The following is a 21,680-nucleotide window of genomic DNA, read 5'->3' as shown; positions in this document are numbered from 1 at the left end:
GTTATCTTTAGGGCGCTGCATTGCCCAGAATCCCCGGGCCGCAGCGTCCGGCTAAATTCCTGAGTAGGAGGAGTTTATGCGTTGCAGTATATGCGGCGCCGAAACGGGCGACGCGCAGAGGGTATGTGACCGCTGTCGTCAGGCCCAAGCCGATGTGCAGGTACTGACTCCTGACGAGCGGGACCGGTTTACCGGCATTACCATCGATGTCGGAGAACAGCAGCGGGATTATAACCAGAGCCACCACGCGGGCCGGGGCGTGTTTATCCGTCATATAACCCTGGACTGGCGGGGGGGGTTGGCTGACAAAGCTGGCTATTGCCGCTGCAGTGGCCGCGATTGTTTTTGTCGTATTGCCCCTCGGCATCATGTTGGCCGGTGCTTTCGCCATAGGGTGGCTGCTGTTTCGTTTTTTTCGCCGTTAAGCCGAAAATATCCCGGACCTGAGTATAACAGGTTCCGGGATATTTTTTCAGAACGGGCCTTCATCATTGAAGGTAGGAGTTCGTTTATCCTTGAAGTGGGTGAGTACTTCGTCAATGTCGGCAAGCAGCTGTTCTTTATCCTGCGGCAGCGTACCGGCCAGCGGCAGCAGGTTGGAGACATGATTGCTGCGAAATAGGCAGGGTTCGCTGAGGGTGATATGTTTTAACATCTGGCGCAGTTCAACCAAAAACTCATAAGGAGAAAGGGGCTGAAACTCGCCTTGCTCGGCGGCCTGGCGCAGTGGCGTACCCTTGTGGAGCATTAGGGTGAGAGCACTGAGCATGGTTGGATTAATAGCACTGACTACTTCCGCGGTGTGGAGGGCATGCTCCTCTGTCCGTTCGCGGCCGCCCAGGCCGAGGATGACCATGGTAGACAGCTTAATGCCGGCGTCCAGGACCTTACGGCCGGCGGCAACCATTTCAGCGGCAGTGACGCCTTTGTTCACTTTCGCCAATACTGCGTCGTCGCCACTTTCAATACCGAGGTAAATAATGGCCAGGCCGGCTTGCCGCAGGGCGGCAAGTTCCTCCGGCGTCTTGCGGAGAATATCGCGGGGACCGCCATAAATGGTGATACGGCTCAGCTTGGGGAAGGCGTTTTTCAGCATGTTCATGATGGCCAGCAGTTTGTCCGTTGCCAGTACCAGGGCGTTGCCGTCAGCGAGAAAGACGCGCCGGACATCCGGATAGTACCGGGCGGCTTTGGTGATGAGGGCAGCTATTTCCTCAAGCGGACGGGCGCGGAAGCGGACGTCGCGGTACATGGAGCAAAAGGTGCAAGCATTGTGCGAACACCCGATAGTTACCCGGAGGATTAGACTTTTGGCTTCACTAGGCGGGCGGAAAACCATGCCTTCGGCATCATCGAAATAGTCAAAGAACATATGTCATCAACCTTCCTGTAACAATTCGGCCCTGAGCTGGCGATAGCGGGCCGTAAAATAGGGCCCGTTCTGGGCTTCACGGTAATCAAATCCGTAGGCCCGGCGGCTGACAGCGAGGACGGGCGGCGCCTGGATGCGCTTGGCTACGGCCATACCGGTGAACAGCGTCCACCAACGTTCCAGGTCGGCAATAAACGCTTGCGGCGTCGCAAACAGGCGGTTGACAAGACCGGGCTGGCAGCCAAGCTTTTCTTCCAGTATGCCTGCCTGGTACCATTCCAGAATGTCCTCAGGGGCAGCGCGGTGCCAGTGTTCAATAAAGGCGCGGAAGAGGTAATCATGATACGGGTAAATAAGCGGGTCGCCTTTGCCTTCGTCAACTGCTTGTTCGACCGATAGCTCGGCGCTTGGTACAAGTTCGAAGGTTTTACGAGGGATGACGTCCTGTTTATATACCTCATCGTTAAGGTATTGACCCAGAGCATATACCTGGTGTTTCCAGAGGTCGGCCAGGGCGGCGAGAAAACCCGCTTGGTCGCCGTATAATGTGGAATAGCCAACCGTCAGTTCGCTTTTATTGGCGTTGCAGGTAAAGCCGCCGCCAAACGCGGCGGCCAGGCCGGCAAGGACGCGGGAAGAGCGGTCGCGGGCCTGGATGTTTTCCGTCATAAATGGCGTAACCTCCAGGGTCTGTTCGCCGCCGGCGCTCAAATTGACAATGGGCGTACGGCTGATTTGATCTACTGTGTGGTCTACCGACTGCTGAATGGGTACAACAGTGTATAAGCAGCCCAGATTGCGGGCCAGGTCAGCGGCCAAACTTTTGGTCGTCGGCGAGTTATACCGGCTGGGCATGTTGACGAGCAGCACCCGGTCAGGGCCAAGGACCTGCGTGTACAGGGCGGCGGTAACAGCCGAGTCGATGCCGCCGGATACGCCGATAACGACTCGCTTCATGCCAATAGCGGCCAGAAATTTTTCCACGCCATAACGTAAAGCTTGGTAGATGCTGTCGATGCCGCTGTCATCCGGTACGGCAAGCGGCGGTTGCTGCAGCCCGCCGTTTGCAAGATCCAGGTCGAAACAGTGGAGCATCTCTTGGAACGGCGGACAATAGGCGATGATTTCGCCCCGGCAATTGTAGGCGGTGCTGAATCCGTCGAAAGTATAAACCGTCTTGCCATTGTTCTGAAGGCCTACGTTATTTACATAAATCAAGGGGATGCGGCTATCAGCGGCTTGTTTGGAGAATACCCGGTTGCGCTTGTTGTTTTTGCCAAGAGTGAAAGGTGAGCTGGAAATATTAATAAGTGCGTCCAGCCTTTCCTTTTGCCGCAGAATCTCAATAGGCTTGGTAAAATAATCATCGCTCCAGCCGTCCTCGCAAAGCAGGCATCCCAGACGCAGGGGGCGACCGTTCACCCAAGCGGTCACGGGCTGCAGCAGTTCTTCAGCCGTAACGCCTAGTTCCAGGGCCAGCTTGCGTAGGCTGAAAAAATGGCGGGTGTCATCAAACTCGCGATAATTGGGGTGTAACGTCTTGATGCGGAAGGGATAGGGGAAGTTTTCGCCACCGAGCAGTGCGCCGTTCTGCGCCACAAAACACGCATTGTATTTGCGGACCCGCCCGTCGTCGCCCCGCTTGTCCCAATCGACGGCGACATTGCCAAATACGACGCAGATGCCGTCGGAGGCGGCGATAATTTTACGTCCATAGTAGTCGCAGTCACGTAAAAATGCCGGCTGCTCCCAAGTGTCGCCGAGCAGGTAACCGGGAATAGCCATTTCCGGAAATATTACCAGGTCGGCTCGTTGTTGACGCGCCTCGTTTATCATCCGCAGCATGGTTTTAGTATTGATGTCCGGTCTTCCGGGAATGACCTCCATTTGGGCCATTGCAATTCGTAGCAACGTTTTCACCTCATGGGCCGTTTTAGGCTGCCCGGTCGAGGCAGCTAACCGATTATTTCTAATAATTCTGAACGGATTGTGTCAATTTAAACAGGAAAATTCCGTCAGGCATGGAAAAAGAACTATATACCAATTCTCTGTTTTCTTTCAATGTCCTCTATCAAAACCCAAAGGAGGAACTATTCCATGTATGAACAAATTGCGGCTGCCGCCAGCCGGTTGGCCGGTGTCGCTCACAAAACTCCGGTGCTGACTTCCCGTTTGTTGGACGAACGGACAGGCAACATGGTCTTTTTAAAGTGTGAAAATTTTCAACGTATGGGCGCGTTCAAATTTCGCGGGGCCTACAACGCTATCAGCTCTTTGTCGGCGGCGCAGCGGGAAAAAGGGGTGATTACTTATTCGTCCGGTAACCATGCCCAGGCGGTAGCGCTGGCCAGCAAGCTCCTGGGAGTGAAAGCTACCGTCATCGTGCCTGCCGACGCGCCGGCCGTTAAACTGGCGGCTGCGAAAGACTATGGCGCCGCCATCATTACTTACGACCGTGCTGCCGTTTCGCGGGAAGAAGTGGCTGAAAAGCTCATTCGTGAGCACGGTTATACCCTTATTCCTCCGTTTGACCATTACGATGTTATCGCCGGACAAGGCACGGTGGCCAAAGAACTCATTGAAGAGGTGCTGAGCCTCGATTACCTTTTTGTTCAGGTTGGCGGCGGCGGTCTATTAAGCGGGTGTGCTGTGGCAGCTAAGCATCTGCTTCCCCGCTGTCAGGTTATTGGTGTTGAGCCCGCCTTGGCCGACGATGCTACCCGGTCGTTTAAAACCGGCGAGCTGCAAAGTGTGCATAATCCGCCTACCATTGCCGACGGTTTGCGGACGGCCAGTCTGGGGAAAATTACTTTTCCGCTGATACGGCAATACGTCGACGATATGGTGACGGTGACTGAAGAAGAAATTATTAGGACAATGGAATTTTTATGGACGCGCCTCAAAATTGTCGTCGAGCCCTCTGGTGCCGTTAGCCTCGCGCCGTTAATGCACTGTAAGCTTCCGATCGAAGGCAAGCGGGTGGGCGTCATCATCAGTGGCGGCAATGTCGATGTCCGTCAGGCCGGTGAACTGTTCGCCACAATTCAAAACGCTTGACACCATTACACTATAGAATAGATTTTTAAAAAAACTCTTGACAACATGAACAACGCGTTTTAAGATTTAATTAAAATTGAATTGTTAAAAGCTGTGAACGGGAAGAGTAGGCATGCAAGCTTTGGCGCAGCGAGCCGGTGACCGGGCAACCGGAGGTGTGATGACCGGCCCAAAGCCCATGTTGAATGGACCCGCGAGCTGCCCCCCGAACGCACAGGCAAGTAGGCCGGGCCGGTTGCCACCGTTAACAGGCTAGGGTATCGGATTTTGTTCCCGTACCTGAAAAAAGGGAGAACATTATGTTTTCCGAATAAGGGTGGTACCGCGAACCATTTCGCCCCTTACGGGTGAAATGGTTTTTATTTTTCGTAGGCCGAGTCGGTTGCCACTGTTAGCAGGCTAGGGTATCGGATTTGGTTCCCGTGCCTGAAAAGGGAGAACATTATGTTTTCTGAATAAGGGTGGTACCGCGAACCATTTCGCCCCTTACGGGTGAAATGGTTTTTATTTTTATACAGTGAGGAGGATGGCAATGTTAAAAGAATTTCTCGCTCAAGTAGTCAGCGGCCAAAATCTTGGCCGGGAGGAAGCCAAACAGGCAATGCATATTATCATGTCCGGCCAGGCGAGTGAAGCCCAGATCGGCGCCTTTCTTACCGCTTTGCGGATCAAAGGCGAAACAAGTGACGAAGTGACCGGTTTTGCCGAAACGATGCGAAATCATGCCATCAGAATCCAGTGCAGCAGTAAACAAGTAATCGATACTTGTGGTACTGGGGGAGACAAAAAAGGGACTTTTAACATATCAACAACCGTAGCCTTTGTCTTGGCCGGCGCCGGTCTTACGGTCGCCAAGCACGGCAACCGCGGCGTTTCCAGCTCCTGTGGCAGTGCCGATGTGCTCACCGCTTTAGGTATTAACGTCAATTTGCCAGCGCAAGCGGTTGTCAGAGCCCTTGATGAAGTTAAGGTTGGCTTCTTGTATGCCCCGTTGTTTCATCAGGCCATGAAATATGCCGCCAAGCCGCGCCAGGATTTAGGGTTCCGAACGGTTTTCAACCTGCTGGGGCCACTAACTAATCCGGCTAACGCTACCTGCCAGTTGGTTGGCGTCTATGAGCGGTCGCTAACGGAAAAGGTTGCCGAGGCATTGGTTGGGCTTGGCGTACAGCGGGCAATGGTGGTGCACAGCTTTGACGGCATGGACGAAATATCGACAGCGGCGCCTACCCAGATAGCGGAGGTAAACCACGGCGAGATAAGGTCATATGTCATTGATCCCCTCGAGTATGGCTTTACTCCCGCTAATTCAGAAGCGTATCAAGGAGGTTCGCCGGAAAAAAATGCGGCGATTACCTTGGCCATTCTTCAGGGTCAGCGCGGTCCTAAACGGGATATTGTGCTTCTTAATGCGGCAGCAGCTTTGATGGTTGCCGATATGGCGCCCAACTTAAAAGACGGCTTAGCCATTGCCGCCGCCAGCATCGATAGCGGCGCCGCCTTAGCGAAGCTGGAAGAGTTAAAAGAATTTAGTCAACGGGAGGAGTTATTATTATCATAAAAATCTGCGGCATAACATCACTTGCGGCTGCTCAGGCCGCCAAAGAAAGCGGCGCCGATTTGCTGGGGTTCGTCTTTGCCGATAGCCGGCGCCGGATTGAGCTAAACGCGGCGCAAAAAATAGCCAGGGCAGTTAAGGGAATCGGGAAGGTCGGGGTGTTTGTCAATGCGCCGCTGGCGGAGGTGCAGGAGATTGCCGGCCAGTGTCAGTTAGATTTTGTCCAGCTGCATGGTGACGAAACGCCGGAGTATTGTCGTGCGGTAAAACATCCTGTCATTAAAGCGGTAAGGATCGGGAGCGGCTTCGATATTGCCGATATAGAGGCTTATGACGTTGATTGGGTGCTGCTTGACAGTTTGGTTCCGGGCCAGTACGGCGGAACGGGAGTGGCTTTTGCCTGGAATGATGCGCAAACTTTACGCTGGCGGCTAAAAAACCGCGTGATGGTGGCCGGCGGCCTTACACCGGAAAATGTGGGGGAAGCCATTCGCATACTGAGTCCGGACGGGGTTGATGTATCCGGTGGGGTTGAAACAAACGGAACAAAGGATAGTGAAAAAATTTACCGGTTCATTCAAGCCGTACGGGCGGCGCAAAGGGGTGGGGGCAATGCTGAAAACCATTTTAGCTAAGAAATATCAGGAAGTAAAAACAGCTAAACAGAGACGACCATTGCCAAGTTTGCTTCAGGATATAAAACCGGGCAATTTCGCGTTGCGTACGGCATTGAAACAATCTGCCTGGTCGCTTATCGCTGAATGCAAATTAGCTTCGCCGGCGAAAGGACGGTTATGTACCCAATATTCCGTGCCCGAACTAGCCAAAATTTATACCGCCCATGGCGCAACTGCGCTCTCTGTACTTACAGACAGTCATTTTTGCGGCGCTTTAGCGGATATAGAAGCGGTGCGGGCCGTCACGGAGCTGCCAATCCTTCGCAAGGATTTCATCGTTGACGTGTACCAAATTTATGAAGCTAGGGCTGTCGGGGCCGATGCCGTGCTATTAATCGCCGGGATTCTGTCAGATGGCGAGCTCGAGGAGTTTTTAACGGTGGCGCATGGGATCGGTTTGGATTGTCTGGTAGAAGTGCATAACGAGGTCGAACTAAACCGGGTACAGCAGACACCGGCTTTACTTGTGGGCATTAATAACCGTAATTTGAAGACATTTACCGTTGACCTTATGACGACTTTTTCCCTTCTGCCCCACTGTGACAAGCGCCGGATCATTATCAGTGAAAGCGGCGTGAAGACGGGAGAAGACGCCTTACGCCTAAAAGCGGCCGGGGTTCAGGGCATATTGGTCGGTGAAGGGTTGGTCAAAGCGGAGAATATTGCCGCGAAAACACGAGAATTAGCTTTAGCAAATACCCAAAATGGAGGGAGATACCATGCCGGATAAAAATGGGCGCTATGGTCGATATGGCGGCCGGTTTGTACCTGAGACTGTCATGCCGGCCTTAATCGAACTTGAGAATTACTACTTAAAGTTAAAAGACGATGCTGCCTTTCAGCAGGAACTGGCGTTTTATCTCGGCCAATATGCCGGGAGGCCGACACGATTGTATTTTGCGGAAAATCTTACGGCCTACTATGGCCGCGGCAAAATTTATCTAAAACGGGAAGATTTGCTGCATACCGGGGCTCACAAAATTAATAATGCGATCGGCCAGGCTTTACTAGCGCGGCGCATGGGCAAAGGACGGATTATCGCCGAAACCGGCGCCGGCCAGCACGGTGTGGCAACCGCGACGGTTGCCGCCCTGTTTGGGCTAAAGTGCCGGGTGTATATGGGCGAGGAAGATATGGAGCGCCAGGCTCTTAATGTGTTCCGCATGCGGCTGTTAGGCGCCGAGGTTGTGCCGGTGACCAGCGGCACGGGCACGTTAAAAGACGCCACCAGCGAAGCCATCCGCGATTGGGTGACTAATGTGCGCGACACCCATTACATCATCGGCTCGGTTGTCGGCCCCCATCCTTACCCGATGCTTGTCCGGGATTTTCAGGCCGTTATTGGCGAAGAAGTAAAGGAGCAAATGGTTAAAATGGCGGGGCGCCAGCCAAGTTATCTGATTGCCTGCGTAGGCGGCGGGAGTAACGCGATGGGAATTTTTTATCCCTTCCATGACCAACCGGAGGTTAAAAAAATCGGTGTTGAAGCGGCGGGCAAAGGGTTGGCCACCGGGCAGCACGCCGCATCGCTTACGCAGGGCCGGCCGGGCGTGTTGCACGGCGCCTTGAGCTACCTGCTGCAGGATGATGACGGGCAAGTTATTCCGGCCTATTCCGTGTCCGCCGGACTTGATTATCCCGGTGTCGGTCCGGAACACGCCTTTTTTAAAGACGAAGGGATAGTTACCTATACCGCCGTTACTGATGAAGCGGCCTTAGCCGCTTTTCAGCGCCTGGCTAAGCTGGAAGGCATCATACCTGCTCTGGAAAGTGCTCATGCCCTAGCGTTTTTAGATGAGCTGATGCCGGCGACAAATCCGGATGATATCGTGGTCGTTTGCTTGTCTGGCCGCGGGGATAAAGATGTCCAGATGGCAGCAAATATACTGGGGGGATTGGCATGTCACGTTTGAACGAAGTGTTTTGCCAGCTGAAAGCCCAAGGTCGTAAAGGGCTAATTGTCTATTTAACCGCTGGCTGCCCTGATTTCGCAGCTACTTTAGAAGCCGTGCAGGCAGTGGAAGCGGCTGGGGCCAATATCATTGAAATCGGGATTCCCTTTTCCGATCCAATGGCTGACGGCCCTGTAATTCAAAAGGCGGCGTCCTTGGCGCTCCAAGGCGGAGCGACTACCGGCAAAGTACTGGAACTGGTCAGGCAGATCCGGCAAAAATCGGCTATTCCCTTGGTAGTCATGACCTATATTAACACGGTGCTGCAGTTTGGCGTGGAAAAATTCGTCCGTTCGTTTGCCCAGGCAGGGTTAGACGGTCTTATTGTACCTGATTTGCCGGTTGAAGAGTCGGCCCTGTTAGAAAACTATTGCCGGGAAGCCGGGCTTGCTCTAATTCAGTTTATTGCCCCCACTACCGCCCCGGAGCGGGCCGTCACCATCTGCCACAAGGCGGCCGGGTTTTTGTATTGCATTTCCGCTACCGGCGTTACCGGCGTACGCCAGGTAGATTACAGCCAAATCGGTTCTCTGATTAATAATGTGCGTCAGTATACTTCATTGCCGGTGGCGATTGGTTTTGGCATTGGCAGTCCCCAGGCAGCGCGTGAAGCCGCCGATTATGCTGATGCTGTTATTATCGGCAGTGCCATTATGCAGCAGCTTATAGACAAGGGCGTGGATGCGGCCAGGGCTTTTACCGAGTCTGTCCGGCTGGCCCTCGATCAAAGGAGTGAGCAGCCTGATGCAGGTGTTTCCCGCTAAAGCTGAATTTTGTCGCTTGGCGCAGACCCATAATATAGTGCCTGTTTATACTAGGCTGGCAACCGACATGGAGACGCCGGTTTCGCTGTACTATAAGATTTTGGGGGATGATGTAGGGTTTATCTTAGAAAGTGCTGAGAACGGTAAAACTTTTGGCCGCTATTCGTTTATCGGGGCTTTGCCTTTCGCTCATTTTCGTGCTTATCATCTATACTCTGAAATTACGGTAGAACAAGAAACAGTGCGGGTTAACGATCGGCCAATGTTGGCGCTGCGTAATTTTCTTAACAGTTTTTCGTACCCTGCTTTGTCGGGCTTACCGCCCTTTATCGGCGGCGCCGTCGGCTACTTTGCTTATGAGATTGCCGCAACTTGGGAACGGATACGAGGGCAAACCATCCCGGAGGATATGATATTAGCCGAGCTTTTATTTTGCCAGGTGTTAGCCATTGTGGATCACCTTACCCATTGTACCACCCTGGTCTATTTAGTTCGACTAGATTCTTCTGCCGACGTCGGTCGTAAATACGACCAGGCCGTAGACCAGTTGCGTGACCTCTGGCGCAGAATACAGCAGCAAGTGAAAGTTTCAGAGGCCGCCGGTAATTGTGCCGCTGAGCCGGGCAAGGTGAATATTAGCGAACAAATAAAACAGCAGTTTATGGCCGGAGTACGAAAGGCTAAAGAGTATATTGCAGCCGGTGATATTTTTCAGGTGGTCCTGTCCCAGCCTTTCCGCGTAAAACTCAACACCCAGCCGTTTGCCTTGTACCGCCGGTTGCGTCAGGTTAACCCGTCCCCTTATATGTTTTATGTCAATTTTGGTAACCACCAGCTTATCGGTGCTTCGCCGGAAAGGCTTGTCAAGCTGGAAGGTGACCGTGTGTTGACCTGTCCTATCGCCGGTACGCGACCGCGGGGAAAAGACGCTGCAGAGGATGATTGCCTTGCCGCTGATTTATTAGCCGATATTAAAGAACGGGCCGAGCATGCCATGTTAGTTGACCTTGGCCGTAATGATGTCGGCCGCGTCAGTTTGCCGGGAACAGTGAGGGTTGAGCGCCTGATGCAAGTGGAGAAGTTTTCCCATGTCATGCACTTGGTTTCCGAGGTTTCCGGCCGCCTTGACCCGCAGTTTTCGGCACTGGATGTTTTAGCCGCTTGTTTCCCGGCGGGGACGGTGAGCGGCGCGCCGAAAGTACGGGCAATGGAAATTATCAATGAACTGGAAACTGATAGGCGGGGTATCTACGCGGGCGCTGTAGGCTATCTGGATTTTCGCGGCAATATGGATACGTGCATTGCGATCCGTACGATGGCGATTGACGGTGATGAAATCGTCATTCAGACCGGGGCCGGCATAGTCGCCGATTCGGTTCCGGAAAAAGAATTTCAGGAAGTGCTGCATAAGGCGCAAGCTTTATTTCAAGTAATAGCGGAGGCTGGGAATCATGGTGTTAATTATCGATAATTATGATTCCTTTACTTACAATCTTTATCAGTACGTGGCTGATTTAGGGTATAAGGTACGCGTTGTCCGCAATGACCAAACTACATTAGATGAAATTGAGGCCGCCGGCTATAAGGCTATCATAATATCGCCCGGGCCTGGTGCACCTGCTGACGCCGGCATCAGCAAAGCCGTTGTTGCCCGCTTTGCGGGAGAAATACCTATTTTAGGTGTATGTCTGGGGCACCAGGTAATCGGTGAGGTTTTCGGCGGACGGGTGGTCCGGGCGCCTGAACCGGTACATGGTAAGATTTCACTTATCCGGCATTCCGGTTCAGGTATTTATCAGGGCTTATCCAATCCTTTTAGTGCCGGACGTTATCATTCATTAGTGGTCGATCACCAAGAATTGCCTTCGTGTCTGGAAGTGACTGCTACTACCCCAGATGGCCTCATCATGGGTCTGAGACACCGGCATTTTCCAGTTGAAGGGCTGCAATTTCATCCGGAATCAATATTGACGCCGGAAGGGATAAAACTTTTAGAAAATTTTTTGTCACCACTGAAATAAATATACTGAAAAATAAATATATAGGTACTTGATTGTGGCAAAGGCATATGCTATAGTAATAACAATAAAATTGGATAGTTTAACAACGATGAAGAGGAAGAGTACGCATACTGCCTTTGTTACAGAGAGCCGGGAAGGATGAGAACCGGTACAGGGAATATGCCGAAGTTCGCCTCGGAGTTGCGTGCTGAAATCCCAGGAGGGATGGTAGGTGGCGTCGGAGACCTTCGCCGTTATTGGAAGGGGGGTATCGGCTTAGTGCCCGTACTCTGCAAAGTGATTCGCCGTTAGGCGAATAACAAAGGTGGTACCGCGAGAGCAGCTCTCGTCCTTTACGGATGAGAGCTTTTTATTTTATTTATCAAAAACGGGAGGGAATACAATGGCTCTGGTCAGTACCGAGTTTATGGCGGAACGTATTGTAGGCTATCTTGGCCCGCGTGGCACGCACAGTGAAGAAGTGGCGCTTTGCCTTTACAGAGGAGAAAAAGGACGATTTATACCTTTTGCCAGTATTGATGCAGCTATTAGAGCCGTAGAAACCGGTGAAGTCATGGAATGCTTGGTACCGGTTGAGAATTCGCTTGAGGGATCTGTTAATATTACGCTGGATACGTTAGCTCACGATGTTAACCTTTTTATTACAAGAGAAATGGTATGGCCTGTTAAGCACAACTTACTGGTTAAAGCCGGTACCAAGCACATCAACGTAGTTGTTTCTCACCCTCAGGCGCTGGCCCAGTGCCGGCATTATCTCGCCCGTTTTTATCCGGGTGTAGAGCTGAAACCTGTCGAGAGCACGGCAGAGGCGGCCTATCTTGTCGCCAGCGGAGCGAAAAACCATGCCGCCATAGCCAGCCTCCGGGCTGGTGAGATTTACGGATTGGAGACAGTAGCAGCAGATATTCAGGATAATCCTAATAATTATACACGTTTTATCGTGCTCGCACAGCGACCGGCAGATGTGCGAAGCGGGCGCCGCAAAACGTCGGTAGTATGCCAAATTAATGGCGAGCGCCCAGGCAGCCTATGTGATGTTTTGCAAGAGTTTGCCCGGAGAAATGTCAACCTTACCAAGATTGAGTCCCGCCCCGCCCGTACCGGTTTAGGTGTTTACATCTTTTTTCTTGATATTGATGGCGATATTGATGATGACAATGTTCACGCCGCGGTTAGTGCGGTGAAGCTTAAAAGCCTGTGGTTTAAAAACTTAGGCTCCTATCCTGTGTATGCTGTATAAAAAAACGATTGACAAAAGTATTTCGGCCCTGGTATGATAAATAAAAAATACCAGTAAAGACGATGATGAGGAGAAGTAGCTGCATAGTGTCGCCCAGAGAGCCGGTGGTAGGTGGAAACCGGAGGATGCGTGCAGTGAAATACACCTCTGAGTTGTAGGCCGAAATTAGGGGACGAGTATTACCCCGCGAAAGTAGGCCGTGCCGGCTGCCGCCGTTACCCGGATAGGATATCGGAAGCAAATAGGTGCTTCCCGTATCTGACGAGTGGTAGCAATACAAGCAGGGTGGTACCGCGGGAGTAAAATCTCGTCCCTAAGGGGGCGAGATTTTTTGCATTTTCAACTTATAACGTTTTTAGGAGGATGGTAGTATGGTAATCGTTATGAATCCTGAGGCAACCGAGGAACAAGTGCAGCAGGTTATCGACCGAATTCATGAGGCGGGGCTTAAAACGCACCTTTCCAAGGGGCAGTATCGTACCATTATTGGTATTATCGGCGACAAAAAGAAAATTGCTTCGCTGCCTGTTGAGGCCTTTGACGGCGTGGAAAAGGCGGTGCCTATCACCGCCAGTTATAAATTGGTCAGCCGGGAGTTTAAGCCCGAAGATACGATCATTGATATCAACGGAGTCAAGATCGGTGACGGTTCACTGGTTGTAATGGCTGGGCCCTGTGCCGTTGAGAGCCGGGAGCAGCTTTTGGAAACGGCAGAAATTGTCCGCGCCGCCGGCGCGCAATTTTACGCGGTGGGGCTTTTAAACCCCGTACATCTCCCTACGCCTTTCAGGGCTTGGAAGAACAAGGACTGCAGTATTTGGCGGAAGCCCGCGAGGCAACAGGCCTGAAAATTGTCACCGAAGTAATGGATGCAGCATCGGTGGAGCTGGTGGCGGCCTATGCCGATATTCTCCAAATTGGCGCCCGCAACATGCAGAACTTTCATCTGCTAAAAGCAGTAGGGCGATGCGGCAAACCTGTACTTCTCAAAAGGGGGATTGCCGCCACTATCGCCGAGTGGCTCCATGCCGCCGAGTATATTTTAAACGAAGGCAATTACAATGTCATACTGTGTGAGCGCGGTATTCGCACTTTTGAGGAATATACCCGCAACACCTTAGATCTTAGTGCCGTTGGCGCTATTAAACACTTAAGCCACTTGCCGGTCATTGTTGATCCCAGCCACGGTACCGGCAAATGGCGCTTGGTGCGACCGATGGCCATGGCAGCTGTGGCGGCGGGAGCGGACGGTTTACTCATTGAGGTCCATCCCAATCCGGCCGAGGCGCTGAGCGACGGGCCGCAGTCGTTAAATCCGGCGAATTTTGCCGCCCTTATGGAAGATGTACGAGAGCTGGCGGCCTTTTTGCGGAGGCATTCAGCATGAACGGCAGATTGGTTGTCGCCGTTGTTGGACTAGGGTTGATTGGCGGTTCATTGGCGCTGGCTCTAAAAAAGTATACTAATCATAGCGTATGCGGCTGTGATATTTCGGCTGATACACTAAAGCAGGCGCTTCAGGCAGGCGCGGTTGACCGGGCGGAAACAAAAATTCATGAGGCAGTTAACGGCGCCGATGTCGTAATTTTTTGTTTGCCGGTCAGCCATATTCCGGCCGCAATAGCTGAGGCGGCACCTTATTTTAAGCCAGGGGCGGTCATTACGGACGTAGCCAGCGCCAAAGGCTGCCTATTAGCCACGGTACCGGGTCTTATGCCGCGGGAAGTTACCTACATCGGCGGTCACCCCATGGCCGGTTCGGAAAAAAGCGGTTTCACTGCCGCTCATGCCGAACTTTTTGTTGGCAGGCCCTATATCCTTACCCAACCGGAAAAGGCAAGCGATGAGGCCATGGCCAGATTGCGGCAAATTATTACCGCCATAGGCGCTATTCCGGTCGTGATGGACGGGGAACTGCACGATATGGTGGTCGCGCAAATCAGCCATATCCCGCATATTATGGCCGCCGCGCTGGTAAATTTGGCGGGCAGTGGCAAACACTCCCATTTAAGTCTGTCGCTAGCGGCCGGTGGATTTCGTGATATGACCCGCATTGCCGCATCCAATCCCGCGTTATGGGTCGATATTTGCTTTTCGAACCGAACGCAGATCATTAACTCCTTAAAACAATTGCAAGAAGTGCTGCAACGGGTTACCCAAAATCTCGAAGAAAACGATGTTTCCGGATTAGCGGCATTTCTTTCCCAAGCCAGGGAGATGCGCGAGGCTTTGGTTCATAGCAAATACCAGCCTGTGAAGATGGCGGATGAGTAAGTAATTTTACAGGCCGGAATTGGGGAGGAGAAACGATGAAAAATAAAAAGATACAGGTTTTCTTGCTATGTATATTGGCAATATTCTTATTATTAACCGGTTGCGGTCAGGCTCCCGCCAAGAAAAAAGTGAGCATTGCCGCGCTTAAACTGACTAGTTCGGCTCCGATTTTCATCGGAATTGAGAAAGGCTTTTTCAAAGACGAAGGTATAGAATTGGAAGTTCAGTGGTTTGACGCCGCTCAGCCTATTGCTGTGGCTACGGCTTCCAACAAAGTGGATATTGGCGCGACAGGTATTACTGCCAGCCTGTTTAATATGGTAGCCAGTGGGCAGCAGTTATCCCTGGTAGCCGATAAAGGCCGGGAACAAAAAGGATATTCATCGTCGGCCGTAGTTGTTACTACCGAACTCTGGGAACAGGGTGCACGAAACATAGCGGACTTGAAAGGGAAACGTATCGGGATTACCCAAGCAGGGTCTACTTTCCATTACATGATCGGTCGATTGTTAGAAGCAAACGGATTATCGCTCAATGATGTGCAGATCGTTCCGTTGGCCAAGGTCAGCGCCCTGATGGCTGGATTGCAGAGTAAGCAGGTAGATGCCGTAATATTAAATGAGCCTAATATTAGCAAAGTGGTTTCCGCCGGTTACGGCAAGGTCTTGGTCTCTGTCGGGGATGTGATGGAATATCAAACGTCAGCTATCTTTTTTTCACCCGATTTTGTAAAAGATAAAGACACGGCAATCCGCTTTTTAAAAGGGTATATCAAGGCAACCAGGTATTATTACGACGCCGTATTAGCGCAAAAAGAGGGCAAACCGGCTGCCGGCGGCAATTATGATGAAGTTATCAATATTATTGCGAAATACACGGGAGCGCCTGCGGCCGATATCAAAGCAGGTCTGCCTTATATTGACCGTGATGGTAAATTATTGAGCGATGATATTCAGACGCAAATTACTTGGTATGCAAAACATCAGATGATAGATAAACCAATCGTTTCTTCGCAAATAGTAAATACCGCTTTGTGGGAAGAAGCCCTGCGGCAGGTCAAATAGTGGGTGACCGAGCCGAGGAGGACAATTTATGAAAGTAGTTATTGAGCAGGTAAGCAAGACGTATCCGGGACGTTACGGCAGGCAGCTTTGTGCGCTTGCGGATATTAACCTTACCGTTCATGATGAAGAGTTTATTGTGCTAGTAGGGCCCAGCGGGTGCGGTAAATCAACGCTGTTGAATATGGTTGGCGGCTTGCTAAGTCCTACTAGCGGCAAGATTTACGTTGAGGGACTTAAAGCCAACCGTGATCCGGTAGTCGGCATAGTGTTTCAAGACGTGGGGCTGTTTCCCTGGCGTACCGTTAGCCAGAATATAGCCTTCGGATTAGAGGAAATGGGGCTATCCAAGCAGGAACAAAGGGAAAGAGTTGATTATTATGTCTCGTTGGTTGGATTAGCAGGATTTGAAACTGCTTTTCCGCACCAGTTATCCGGCGGGATGCGTCAACGGGTAGGAATAGCGCGGGCATTAGCTATTCAACCTGACCTGTTATTGATGGATGAACCCTTTTCGGCTTTGGATGCCCAATCAAGAATGTTAATGCAGGAAGAGCTGCTAAGAATTTGGGGAAAGCGGCGACTTAGCACTCTCTATGTAACGCATAATATTCAGGAAGCAGTATATTTGGCTGACCGGGTCGTAGTTTTATCGCGGCGTCCTGGTCGCGTTATTAGTATTATTTCGATTGACTTGCCGAAATTTGGCCGGGACCAAGATGAATATATTACCCAGTTTAATGGTTATGTTGAGCAAATCTGGCAGCTGATTCGCAAAGACGCCGAGGATGCGCTACGGGAGGGGAATAAGGAGTGACATACCGGCGTGAAATAACGAACCGTTTGGCGTTCATGGAACAACAAATGCCGCGTTGGGCAGCTGGCGCAGCCATCCTAACGGCTTTGGTTTTATGGGAGCTAATCAGCCGAAGTGGTTTAATTTCGGAGCTTTATCTGCCTGCGCCAACCGTAATTATACGAACCGGTTGGGATATGATTATTAGCGGCGAACTGCTGGATAATAGTCAGGCAAGTTTAAGCCGTATTCTTCTTGGTTTTTTGCTTGGTAGCTCGCTGGGAATTTTGATGGGCTTGGCAACAGGCTTTTCAAAATTAGCCGAAGCGGTAGGTATTCCGCTAATTTATGCCGTTTATCCCATTCCGAAAATAGCTCTTTTGCCCCTCATTATTCTTTGGCTAGGCATCGGGGAATTATCAAAAGTGACAATTATAAGCCTGGGTGTCTTTTTTCCGGTAGTTATCAACACTTATTCCGGCGTAAAAAATGTTGATCCCTTGTTAATTAAGGTAGCTATCAGCTTTAAGGCTACCCGGTCCCACATCATCGCAAAAGTGATCTTACCGGCGGCATTGCCGGCCATTTTTGCCGGACTAAAAATGGCTGCCGGAACATCGCTGTTATTATTGGTTGCGGCCGAGATGATTGCTGCCAAAGAAGGCATCGGTGCACTAATTTTGCGCTACGGTGACCTTATGCTTACAACCAAGCTTATGGTAGGGGTGTTGACATTATCGTTGCTTGGCGTTATTTTTAATTCTTCGCTCGAATGGATAGAGCGGCGGATTATTACCTGGAAAAACTAAGTTATTGGGAGAATGAAAGAAAATGATTGTCTTGAAATGTAATCACGGGCTTCAGGGAACCGTGACGGTACCTGGCGATAAATCCATTTCCCACCGGGCAGTTATGCTTGGCGCTTTGGCCGAAGGAATCACAACAATCGACGGTTTTTTGCCGGGGAAGGATTGCCTGGCGACAATTGATTGCTTCCGTAAACTAGGTGTTAACATCTGCCAGACGGGGAGCCGGGTAGAAGTAGAAGGCGTTGGCTTACGGGGGCTGCGGGCACCGCAGGAGGTGTTATATGTAGGTAACTCCGGCACCACCATCCGGCTTTTGCTGGGTATTCTCGCTGCCCAACCGTTTCGAACCGTTATAACCGGGGATGAGTCTATTTGCCGCCGCCCCATGGGGCGGGTAGTTGTCCCCCTGCGGGCGATGGGGGCGCGCATTGACGGAGAAGGCGACGGAAACTTTGCACCTTTATCCGTATATCCTGTCAATGGATTATCAGGTATCGACTACTCTACGCCTGTAGCCAGCGCCCAGGTCAAATCGGCATTGTTGCTCGCCGGTTTATACGCCCAAAGTGCGACGACAGTTACGGAACCGGCTGTTTCCCGCGACCATACAGAACGTATGCTGGCCTATTTTGGCGTCGACATCCGGCGCGAAGGGCTGTCGGTTCAGGTCCGACCGGCGTCTGGTTTAACCGGCCGGCATGTAGTTGTACCCGGCGACATTTCGTCGGCGGCCTTTCTTATGGCAGCGGCGCTAATTGTTCCCGGTTCAGAAGTAATTATCCGCAATGTCGGCGTCAATCCTACCCGAACAGGGGTCATTGATGTATTAAAGGCCATGGGTGGCGATATTAATATTGAAAACTTACGGGACGAGTGCGGTGAGCCTGTAGCTGATGTGCGTGTTCGCCATAGTCGTCTGCGCGGCATTACCATCGCCGGGCCAATTATTCCCCGCCTGATTGACGAGATCCCGGTCATCGCCGTTGCCGCCGCTTTTGCCGAGGGAACCACCACCATCCGTGACGCTGCGGAGCTAAAGGTTAAGGAGTCGGATCGCATTGCGGCTATTGTTAACGGCCTTCGACAAATGGGCGGAGACGCGGTGGCTTTGCCTGATGGACTAAGGGTTCAGGGTGGCCGACCGCTTAAGGGGGCGGTCATAGACAGCCAGGGCGACCATCGAATCGCCATGGCCTTTGCGATTGCCGGACTGATGGCCAACGGTGACACCGTAATCGGTAACGCTGAATGCATAGATGTGTCTTTCCCCGGTTTTGCCGCCCTTATCTCTACCCTAGGCGCTAACATAGCCCGGACAGGAGAGAGCGACAAATGCATAGAATACAAAAATTATGGCTAACATAGAAAAGATAAATTCAGAAAGGGGGGGGGGTGGCATGCTCGGCAATTGTTCTGTCATTATGGCCATTCTGCAGGAAAACCGGACCGAAACAGCGCTTAAGGTGCAGGATATTCTGACCCGTTATGGTTGCTACATCCGCGTGCGTCTCGGTTTGCACGACGCGGCTTTAGATGACTGTACCAATACCGGTCTGATTTTACTGCAGCTTTGCGGCGACAACATTCCCGTCAGCGAATTGGAAAAAGAGTTGACCGACGTGCCGCACGTCAAAGTGAAGAGCATGAGATTGGACTTTTAGGGGGCTGCGGCGCCCTCTTTCTATTTAAAGGAGACGCCGTTGACAAATCTAGGAAACAATTATATACTGTGAAAAAATGATGAAAAATTTAAGGAGATTATAGAGGAAGTGATAAAATGAGCGCGAAAGTGTATTTTTTGCCATTGCCTGATGGCGTTTCGGTGGCTGAGCAGGCTGCGGCGATGCGGAAAATTTACGAAGCTTCCGGCGCCGACGAGGTATTTGGCCCAAAAGATTTTGTGGCAATTAAGTTGCATGTAGGGGAAAAGAAGAATACAACTCATGTCAAGCCCGAATTGGTGCGGGAGCTGGTGGAAAAAGTCAAGGCGAAAGGGGCACTACCCTTTTTGACCGAAACCTCTACTTTATATAAGGGCGAGCGGGAAAATGCCGTAAAACACCTTCTCCATGCCCACCGCCACGGGTTTGGTATTGATAATGTCGGCGCCCCTTTCATCATGGCTGACGGGCTGACAGGAAATACGGAATACGAAGTCACTATTAACGGTGAACTACACAAGACGGTGAAAGTGGCGCGCGAAATTATGAGCGCCGACGCCATGCTGGTTGTTTCGCATCCTACCGGCCATCCTGCCGCCGGGCTGGGGGCATGCATTAAAAATCTGGGGATGGGGCTTGCCAGCCGGATGGGCAAGATGCGCCAGCACTCGGCCATGCTTCCGGAAGTGCTCACTGATAATTGCCGCTTTTGTCAAAAATGTTTAAAGTGGTGCCCGCAGGAAGCGATCATTGAAAAAGATGGCAAAGCGTATATAATGACTGAAAAATGTATCGGCTGCGGCGAATGCTTGGCTGTTTGCCGCTTTGACGCCGTAAAGTACGACTGGGGCGCAGAATCAGGATTTATGCAGCGCAGTATGGCGGAACATGCTTATGGTGTAGTTAAGGAGAAACAGGGCAAATGCTTTTTCTTTAATGTCATGATTAATATGACCAAAGACTGTGACTGCTTTAACGTTAATCAGACTAAATTTATTCCTGATATTGGTATTCTTGCTTCCGCTGACCCGGTGGCGATTGATGTGGCCACGTTGGATTTGACGGCCAAGGCAAATGGACAGACGTTAGCCGAGATGGCCTATAAACACCATAATGCCAGGATTCAAATTGAACATGCCGCCAAGATTGGTATGGGCTCATTGGACTACGAGCTTATTACGCTATAGGGGCGAGGAAGTTTGAAAACTAATGCGGCGCGTATTTTGGAATCGCTTAAGATTAGTTATGAATTGCGGAAGTACGAGGTGGATGAAGCCGATTTAAGCGCTGAGGCGGTGGCGGCGAAGCTGGGCCTGCCGCCCCAGCAGGTTTTTAAAACACTGGTGGCGCGAGGGGATAAGACCGGGGTGCTCCTCGCTTGCGTACCTGGCGCCGCCGAACTGGACCTTAAGGCCTTAGCTGCCGTCAGCGGCAACAAGCGGGTGGAGCTCGTCCCCCTCAAAGAGGTGCAGCCGCTTACCGGCTATATTCGCGGTGGCGTGTCGCCGTTGGGAACAAAGAAGAAATACCCGGTATTTCTCGACGAAAGTGCCCGGCAGTGGGAACGAGTTTCGCTCAGTGCTGGCGTGCGGGGCTGCCTGATTATCCTTGCTCCCCACGATTTGGCCAGGGCGGTGCAGGCCACATTCTGCGCCATAGCGCGCTGGTAGTTAGGCCGCCTACAGAGTGTGGGTAAAACAGTGTAATGTAAATTAGACTATGGTTGAAATACTGTGGGGAGAGGGAGGCTAGCGTGAAGAAGATTTTCATCCACGAAAACATCCGCCAGGTAATGCCCGGCTGCCGGCTGGGCTGCATTATTGTTGAAAATGCCAACGTCCGGGGGACGCCGCCGGCGTTAGTACAAGAGTTCAACGAATTGCAGGCCCAGGTTGCCAAGACTTATAACCTTGATATTCTACCCACTATGCCGCGGATCATGGCGGTGCGCAGTATGTATAAAAAACTGCATTTCGACCCGCTCCGTTATCGTCCGGCTTCTGAGGCGCTAGTGCGCCGGGTGCTTCAGAACAAAGGGGTCTATTTCGTCAACAGCGCCGTTGATGTAAACAACTACTGCTCCATCAAATTTTTGCTGCCGTTTGGAATCTACGATTTAGACTGCATCCAGGGAGATATTGTTTTCCGTATCGCCGATACTGGAACTTATGTAAATATTTCGGGCGGCGTTCTATCGACAGAAGGCAAGCCCTTTCTCACCGATGACGTTGGCGTTTTTGGCAATCCTACGGCCGATGCGCGGCGTACGGCCGTAACCCTGGCGACACGCAACTTATTGTGTGTCGTTTACGCTGACGAAGAGGTGTTTGATAGGGAATTAACCGAAATCCTTGATTTCACCGCCGATATGCTCACGCGGTATAACGGTGGTGTTATCGCATGCAAGACGGTTGTCCGTCCTGCTTAAGTGGTAGGCT

The 21,680-nt window shown here is 51.6% G+C and carries 21 protein-coding genes, 1 pseudogene and 3 other annotated features; of the genes and pseudogenes, 19 read left to right on the top strand and 3 right to left on the bottom strand.

Features of this window, described 5'->3' with window-relative positions; genetic code table 11:
* Window positions 1-7 precede the first annotated feature (7 nt).
* The 3 genes from TCARDRAFT_RS10040 to nadE form a co-directional block, all read right to left on the bottom strand.
* Window positions 8-391 carry a hypothetical protein gene (locus TCARDRAFT_RS10040; RefSeq protein WP_040683312.1) on the bottom strand — a complete coding sequence of 128 codons (384 nt, stop codon included), beginning with the start codon at window positions 389-391 and terminating at the stop codon, window positions 8-10.
* An 81-nt stretch (window positions 392-472) separates the two neighbouring features.
* Window positions 473-1,372: a radical SAM protein gene (locus tag TCARDRAFT_RS10035; RefSeq protein ID WP_007289877.1), complete on the bottom strand. Its 900-nt coding sequence runs from the start codon at window positions 1,370-1,372 to the stop codon at window positions 473-475.
* Window positions 1,373-1,378: 6 nt separating this feature from the next.
* Entirely contained in the window at window positions 1,379-3,283 is a 1,905-nt protein-coding gene (gene nadE / locus TCARDRAFT_RS10030; RefSeq protein ID WP_007289876.1) for an NAD(+) synthase, read from the bottom strand.
* A gap of 186 nt (window positions 3,284-3,469) precedes the next feature.
* Here nadE and TCARDRAFT_RS10025 point away from each other — a divergent pair, with 186 nt between their 5' ends.
* The 19 genes and pseudogenes from TCARDRAFT_RS10025 (at window position 3,470) to TCARDRAFT_RS09935 (ending at window position 21,670) form a co-directional block, all read left to right on the top strand.
* The gene (locus TCARDRAFT_RS10025; RefSeq protein WP_007289875.1) at window positions 3,470-4,429 is read left to right on the top strand and encodes a threo-3-hydroxy-L-aspartate ammonia-lyase; all 960 of its coding nucleotides are present in this window, start codon (window positions 3,470-3,472) and stop codon (window positions 4,427-4,429) included.
* Between the two features lie 84 nt (window positions 4,430-4,513).
* Window positions 4,514-4,774: a binding site (T-box leader), on the top strand.
* A gap of 187 nt (window positions 4,775-4,961) precedes the next feature.
* Window positions 4,962-5,990 carry an anthranilate phosphoribosyltransferase gene (trpD, locus tag TCARDRAFT_RS10020; RefSeq protein WP_007289874.1) on the top strand — a complete coding sequence of 343 codons (1,029 nt, stop codon included), beginning with the start codon at window positions 4,962-4,964 and terminating at the stop codon, window positions 5,988-5,990.
* Window positions 5,978-6,622 (top strand): phosphoribosylanthranilate isomerase, encoded by a 645-nt coding sequence (locus TCARDRAFT_RS10015; RefSeq protein WP_408643051.1) that lies wholly within the window; start codon window positions 5,978-5,980, stop codon window positions 6,620-6,622. The genes trpD and TCARDRAFT_RS10015 overlap by 13 nt, the downstream gene beginning before the upstream one ends.
* On the top strand, window positions 6,600-7,394 hold the full coding sequence (trpC, locus tag TCARDRAFT_RS10010) for an indole-3-glycerol phosphate synthase TrpC (RefSeq protein ID WP_040683310.1): 795 nt from the start codon (window positions 6,600-6,602) through the stop codon (window positions 7,392-7,394). The genes TCARDRAFT_RS10015 and trpC overlap by 23 nt, the downstream gene beginning before the upstream one ends.
* Window positions 7,384-8,577: a tryptophan synthase subunit beta gene (trpB, locus tag TCARDRAFT_RS10005; RefSeq protein ID WP_007289871.1), complete on the top strand. Its 1,194-nt coding sequence runs from the start codon at window positions 7,384-7,386 to the stop codon at window positions 8,575-8,577. The genes trpC and trpB overlap by 11 nt, the downstream gene beginning before the upstream one ends.
* Window positions 8,565-9,380 carry a tryptophan synthase subunit alpha gene (trpA, locus tag TCARDRAFT_RS10000; protein ID WP_007289870.1) on the top strand — a complete coding sequence of 272 codons (816 nt, stop codon included), beginning with the start codon at window positions 8,565-8,567 and terminating at the stop codon, window positions 9,378-9,380. Before trpB ends, trpA begins: the two co-directional genes overlap by 13 nt.
* A complete protein-coding gene (gene trpE, locus TCARDRAFT_RS09995) occupies window positions 9,361-10,851 on the top strand; it encodes an anthranilate synthase component I (RefSeq protein WP_040683309.1) in 1,491 nt (496 codons plus the stop codon). Before trpA ends, trpE begins: the two co-directional genes overlap by 20 nt.
* On the top strand, window positions 10,832-11,401 hold the full coding sequence (locus TCARDRAFT_RS09990; RefSeq protein WP_007289868.1) for an anthranilate synthase component II: 570 nt from the start codon (window positions 10,832-10,834) through the stop codon (window positions 11,399-11,401). Before trpE ends, TCARDRAFT_RS09990 begins: the two co-directional genes overlap by 20 nt.
* Window positions 11,402-11,480: 79 nt before the next feature.
* Window positions 11,481-11,737 (top strand) — a binding site (T-box leader).
* Between the two features lie 46 nt (window positions 11,738-11,783).
* Entirely contained in the window at window positions 11,784-12,641 is an 858-nt protein-coding gene (gene pheA / locus TCARDRAFT_RS09985; protein ID WP_007289867.1) for a prephenate dehydratase, read from the top strand.
* A gap of 53 nt (window positions 12,642-12,694) precedes the next feature.
* Window positions 12,695-12,959: a binding site (T-box leader), on the top strand.
* Window positions 12,960-13,012: 53 nt separating this feature from the next.
* Window positions 13,013-14,028, top strand: a pseudogene (gene aroF, locus TCARDRAFT_RS09980) (3-deoxy-7-phosphoheptulonate synthase).
* A complete protein-coding gene (locus tag TCARDRAFT_RS09975) occupies window positions 14,025-14,915 on the top strand; it encodes a prephenate dehydrogenase (RefSeq protein WP_007289864.1) in 891 nt (296 codons plus the stop codon). Before aroF ends, TCARDRAFT_RS09975 begins: the two are co-directional and overlap by 4 nt.
* A 35-nt stretch (window positions 14,916-14,950) precedes the next feature.
* Window positions 14,951-15,979: an ABC transporter substrate-binding protein gene (locus TCARDRAFT_RS09970; protein WP_007289863.1), complete on the top strand. Its 1,029-nt coding sequence runs from the start codon at window positions 14,951-14,953 to the stop codon at window positions 15,977-15,979.
* A gap of 28 nt (window positions 15,980-16,007) precedes the next feature.
* Entirely contained in the window at window positions 16,008-16,793 is a 786-nt protein-coding gene (locus tag TCARDRAFT_RS09965; RefSeq protein ID WP_007289862.1) for an ABC transporter ATP-binding protein, read from the top strand.
* Window positions 16,790-17,581, top strand: coding sequence for an ABC transporter permease (locus TCARDRAFT_RS09960; RefSeq protein WP_007289861.1), 792 nt, complete (start codon window positions 16,790-16,792; stop codon window positions 17,579-17,581). The genes TCARDRAFT_RS09965 and TCARDRAFT_RS09960 overlap by 4 nt, the downstream gene beginning before the upstream one ends.
* A 22-nt stretch (window positions 17,582-17,603) precedes the next feature.
* Window positions 17,604-18,941 (top strand): 3-phosphoshikimate 1-carboxyvinyltransferase, encoded by a 1,338-nt coding sequence (aroA, locus tag TCARDRAFT_RS09955; RefSeq protein ID WP_007289860.1) that lies wholly within the window; start codon window positions 17,604-17,606, stop codon window positions 18,939-18,941.
* 37 nt (window positions 18,942-18,978) lie between these two features.
* Window positions 18,979-19,242 carry a hypothetical protein gene (locus TCARDRAFT_RS09950; RefSeq protein WP_007289859.1) on the top strand — a complete coding sequence of 88 codons (264 nt, stop codon included), beginning with the start codon at window positions 18,979-18,981 and terminating at the stop codon, window positions 19,240-19,242.
* Window positions 19,243-19,358: 116 nt separating this feature from the next.
* On the top strand, window positions 19,359-20,429 hold the full coding sequence (locus TCARDRAFT_RS09945; protein ID WP_007289858.1) for a DUF362 domain-containing protein: 1,071 nt from the start codon (window positions 19,359-19,361) through the stop codon (window positions 20,427-20,429).
* 12 nt (window positions 20,430-20,441) lie between these two features.
* Window positions 20,442-20,912, top strand: coding sequence for a Cys-tRNA(Pro) deacylase (ybaK, locus tag TCARDRAFT_RS09940; protein WP_007289857.1), 471 nt, complete (start codon window positions 20,442-20,444; stop codon window positions 20,910-20,912).
* A gap of 83 nt (window positions 20,913-20,995) precedes the next feature.
* Window positions 20,996-21,670: a B3/B4 domain-containing protein gene (locus TCARDRAFT_RS09935; protein ID WP_007289856.1), complete on the top strand. Its 675-nt coding sequence runs from the start codon at window positions 20,996-20,998 to the stop codon at window positions 21,668-21,670.
* Window positions 21,671-21,680: the final 10 nt, after the last annotated feature.

Origin of the sequence: Thermosinus carboxydivorans Nor1 (assembly GCF_000169155.1) — a bacterium.
In the GTDB taxonomy this organism is placed as follows: Bacteria; Bacillota; Negativicutes; order Sporomusales; family Thermosinaceae; genus Thermosinus; species Thermosinus carboxydivorans.
This window is presented reverse-complemented; position numbering and strand designations above follow the sequence as displayed.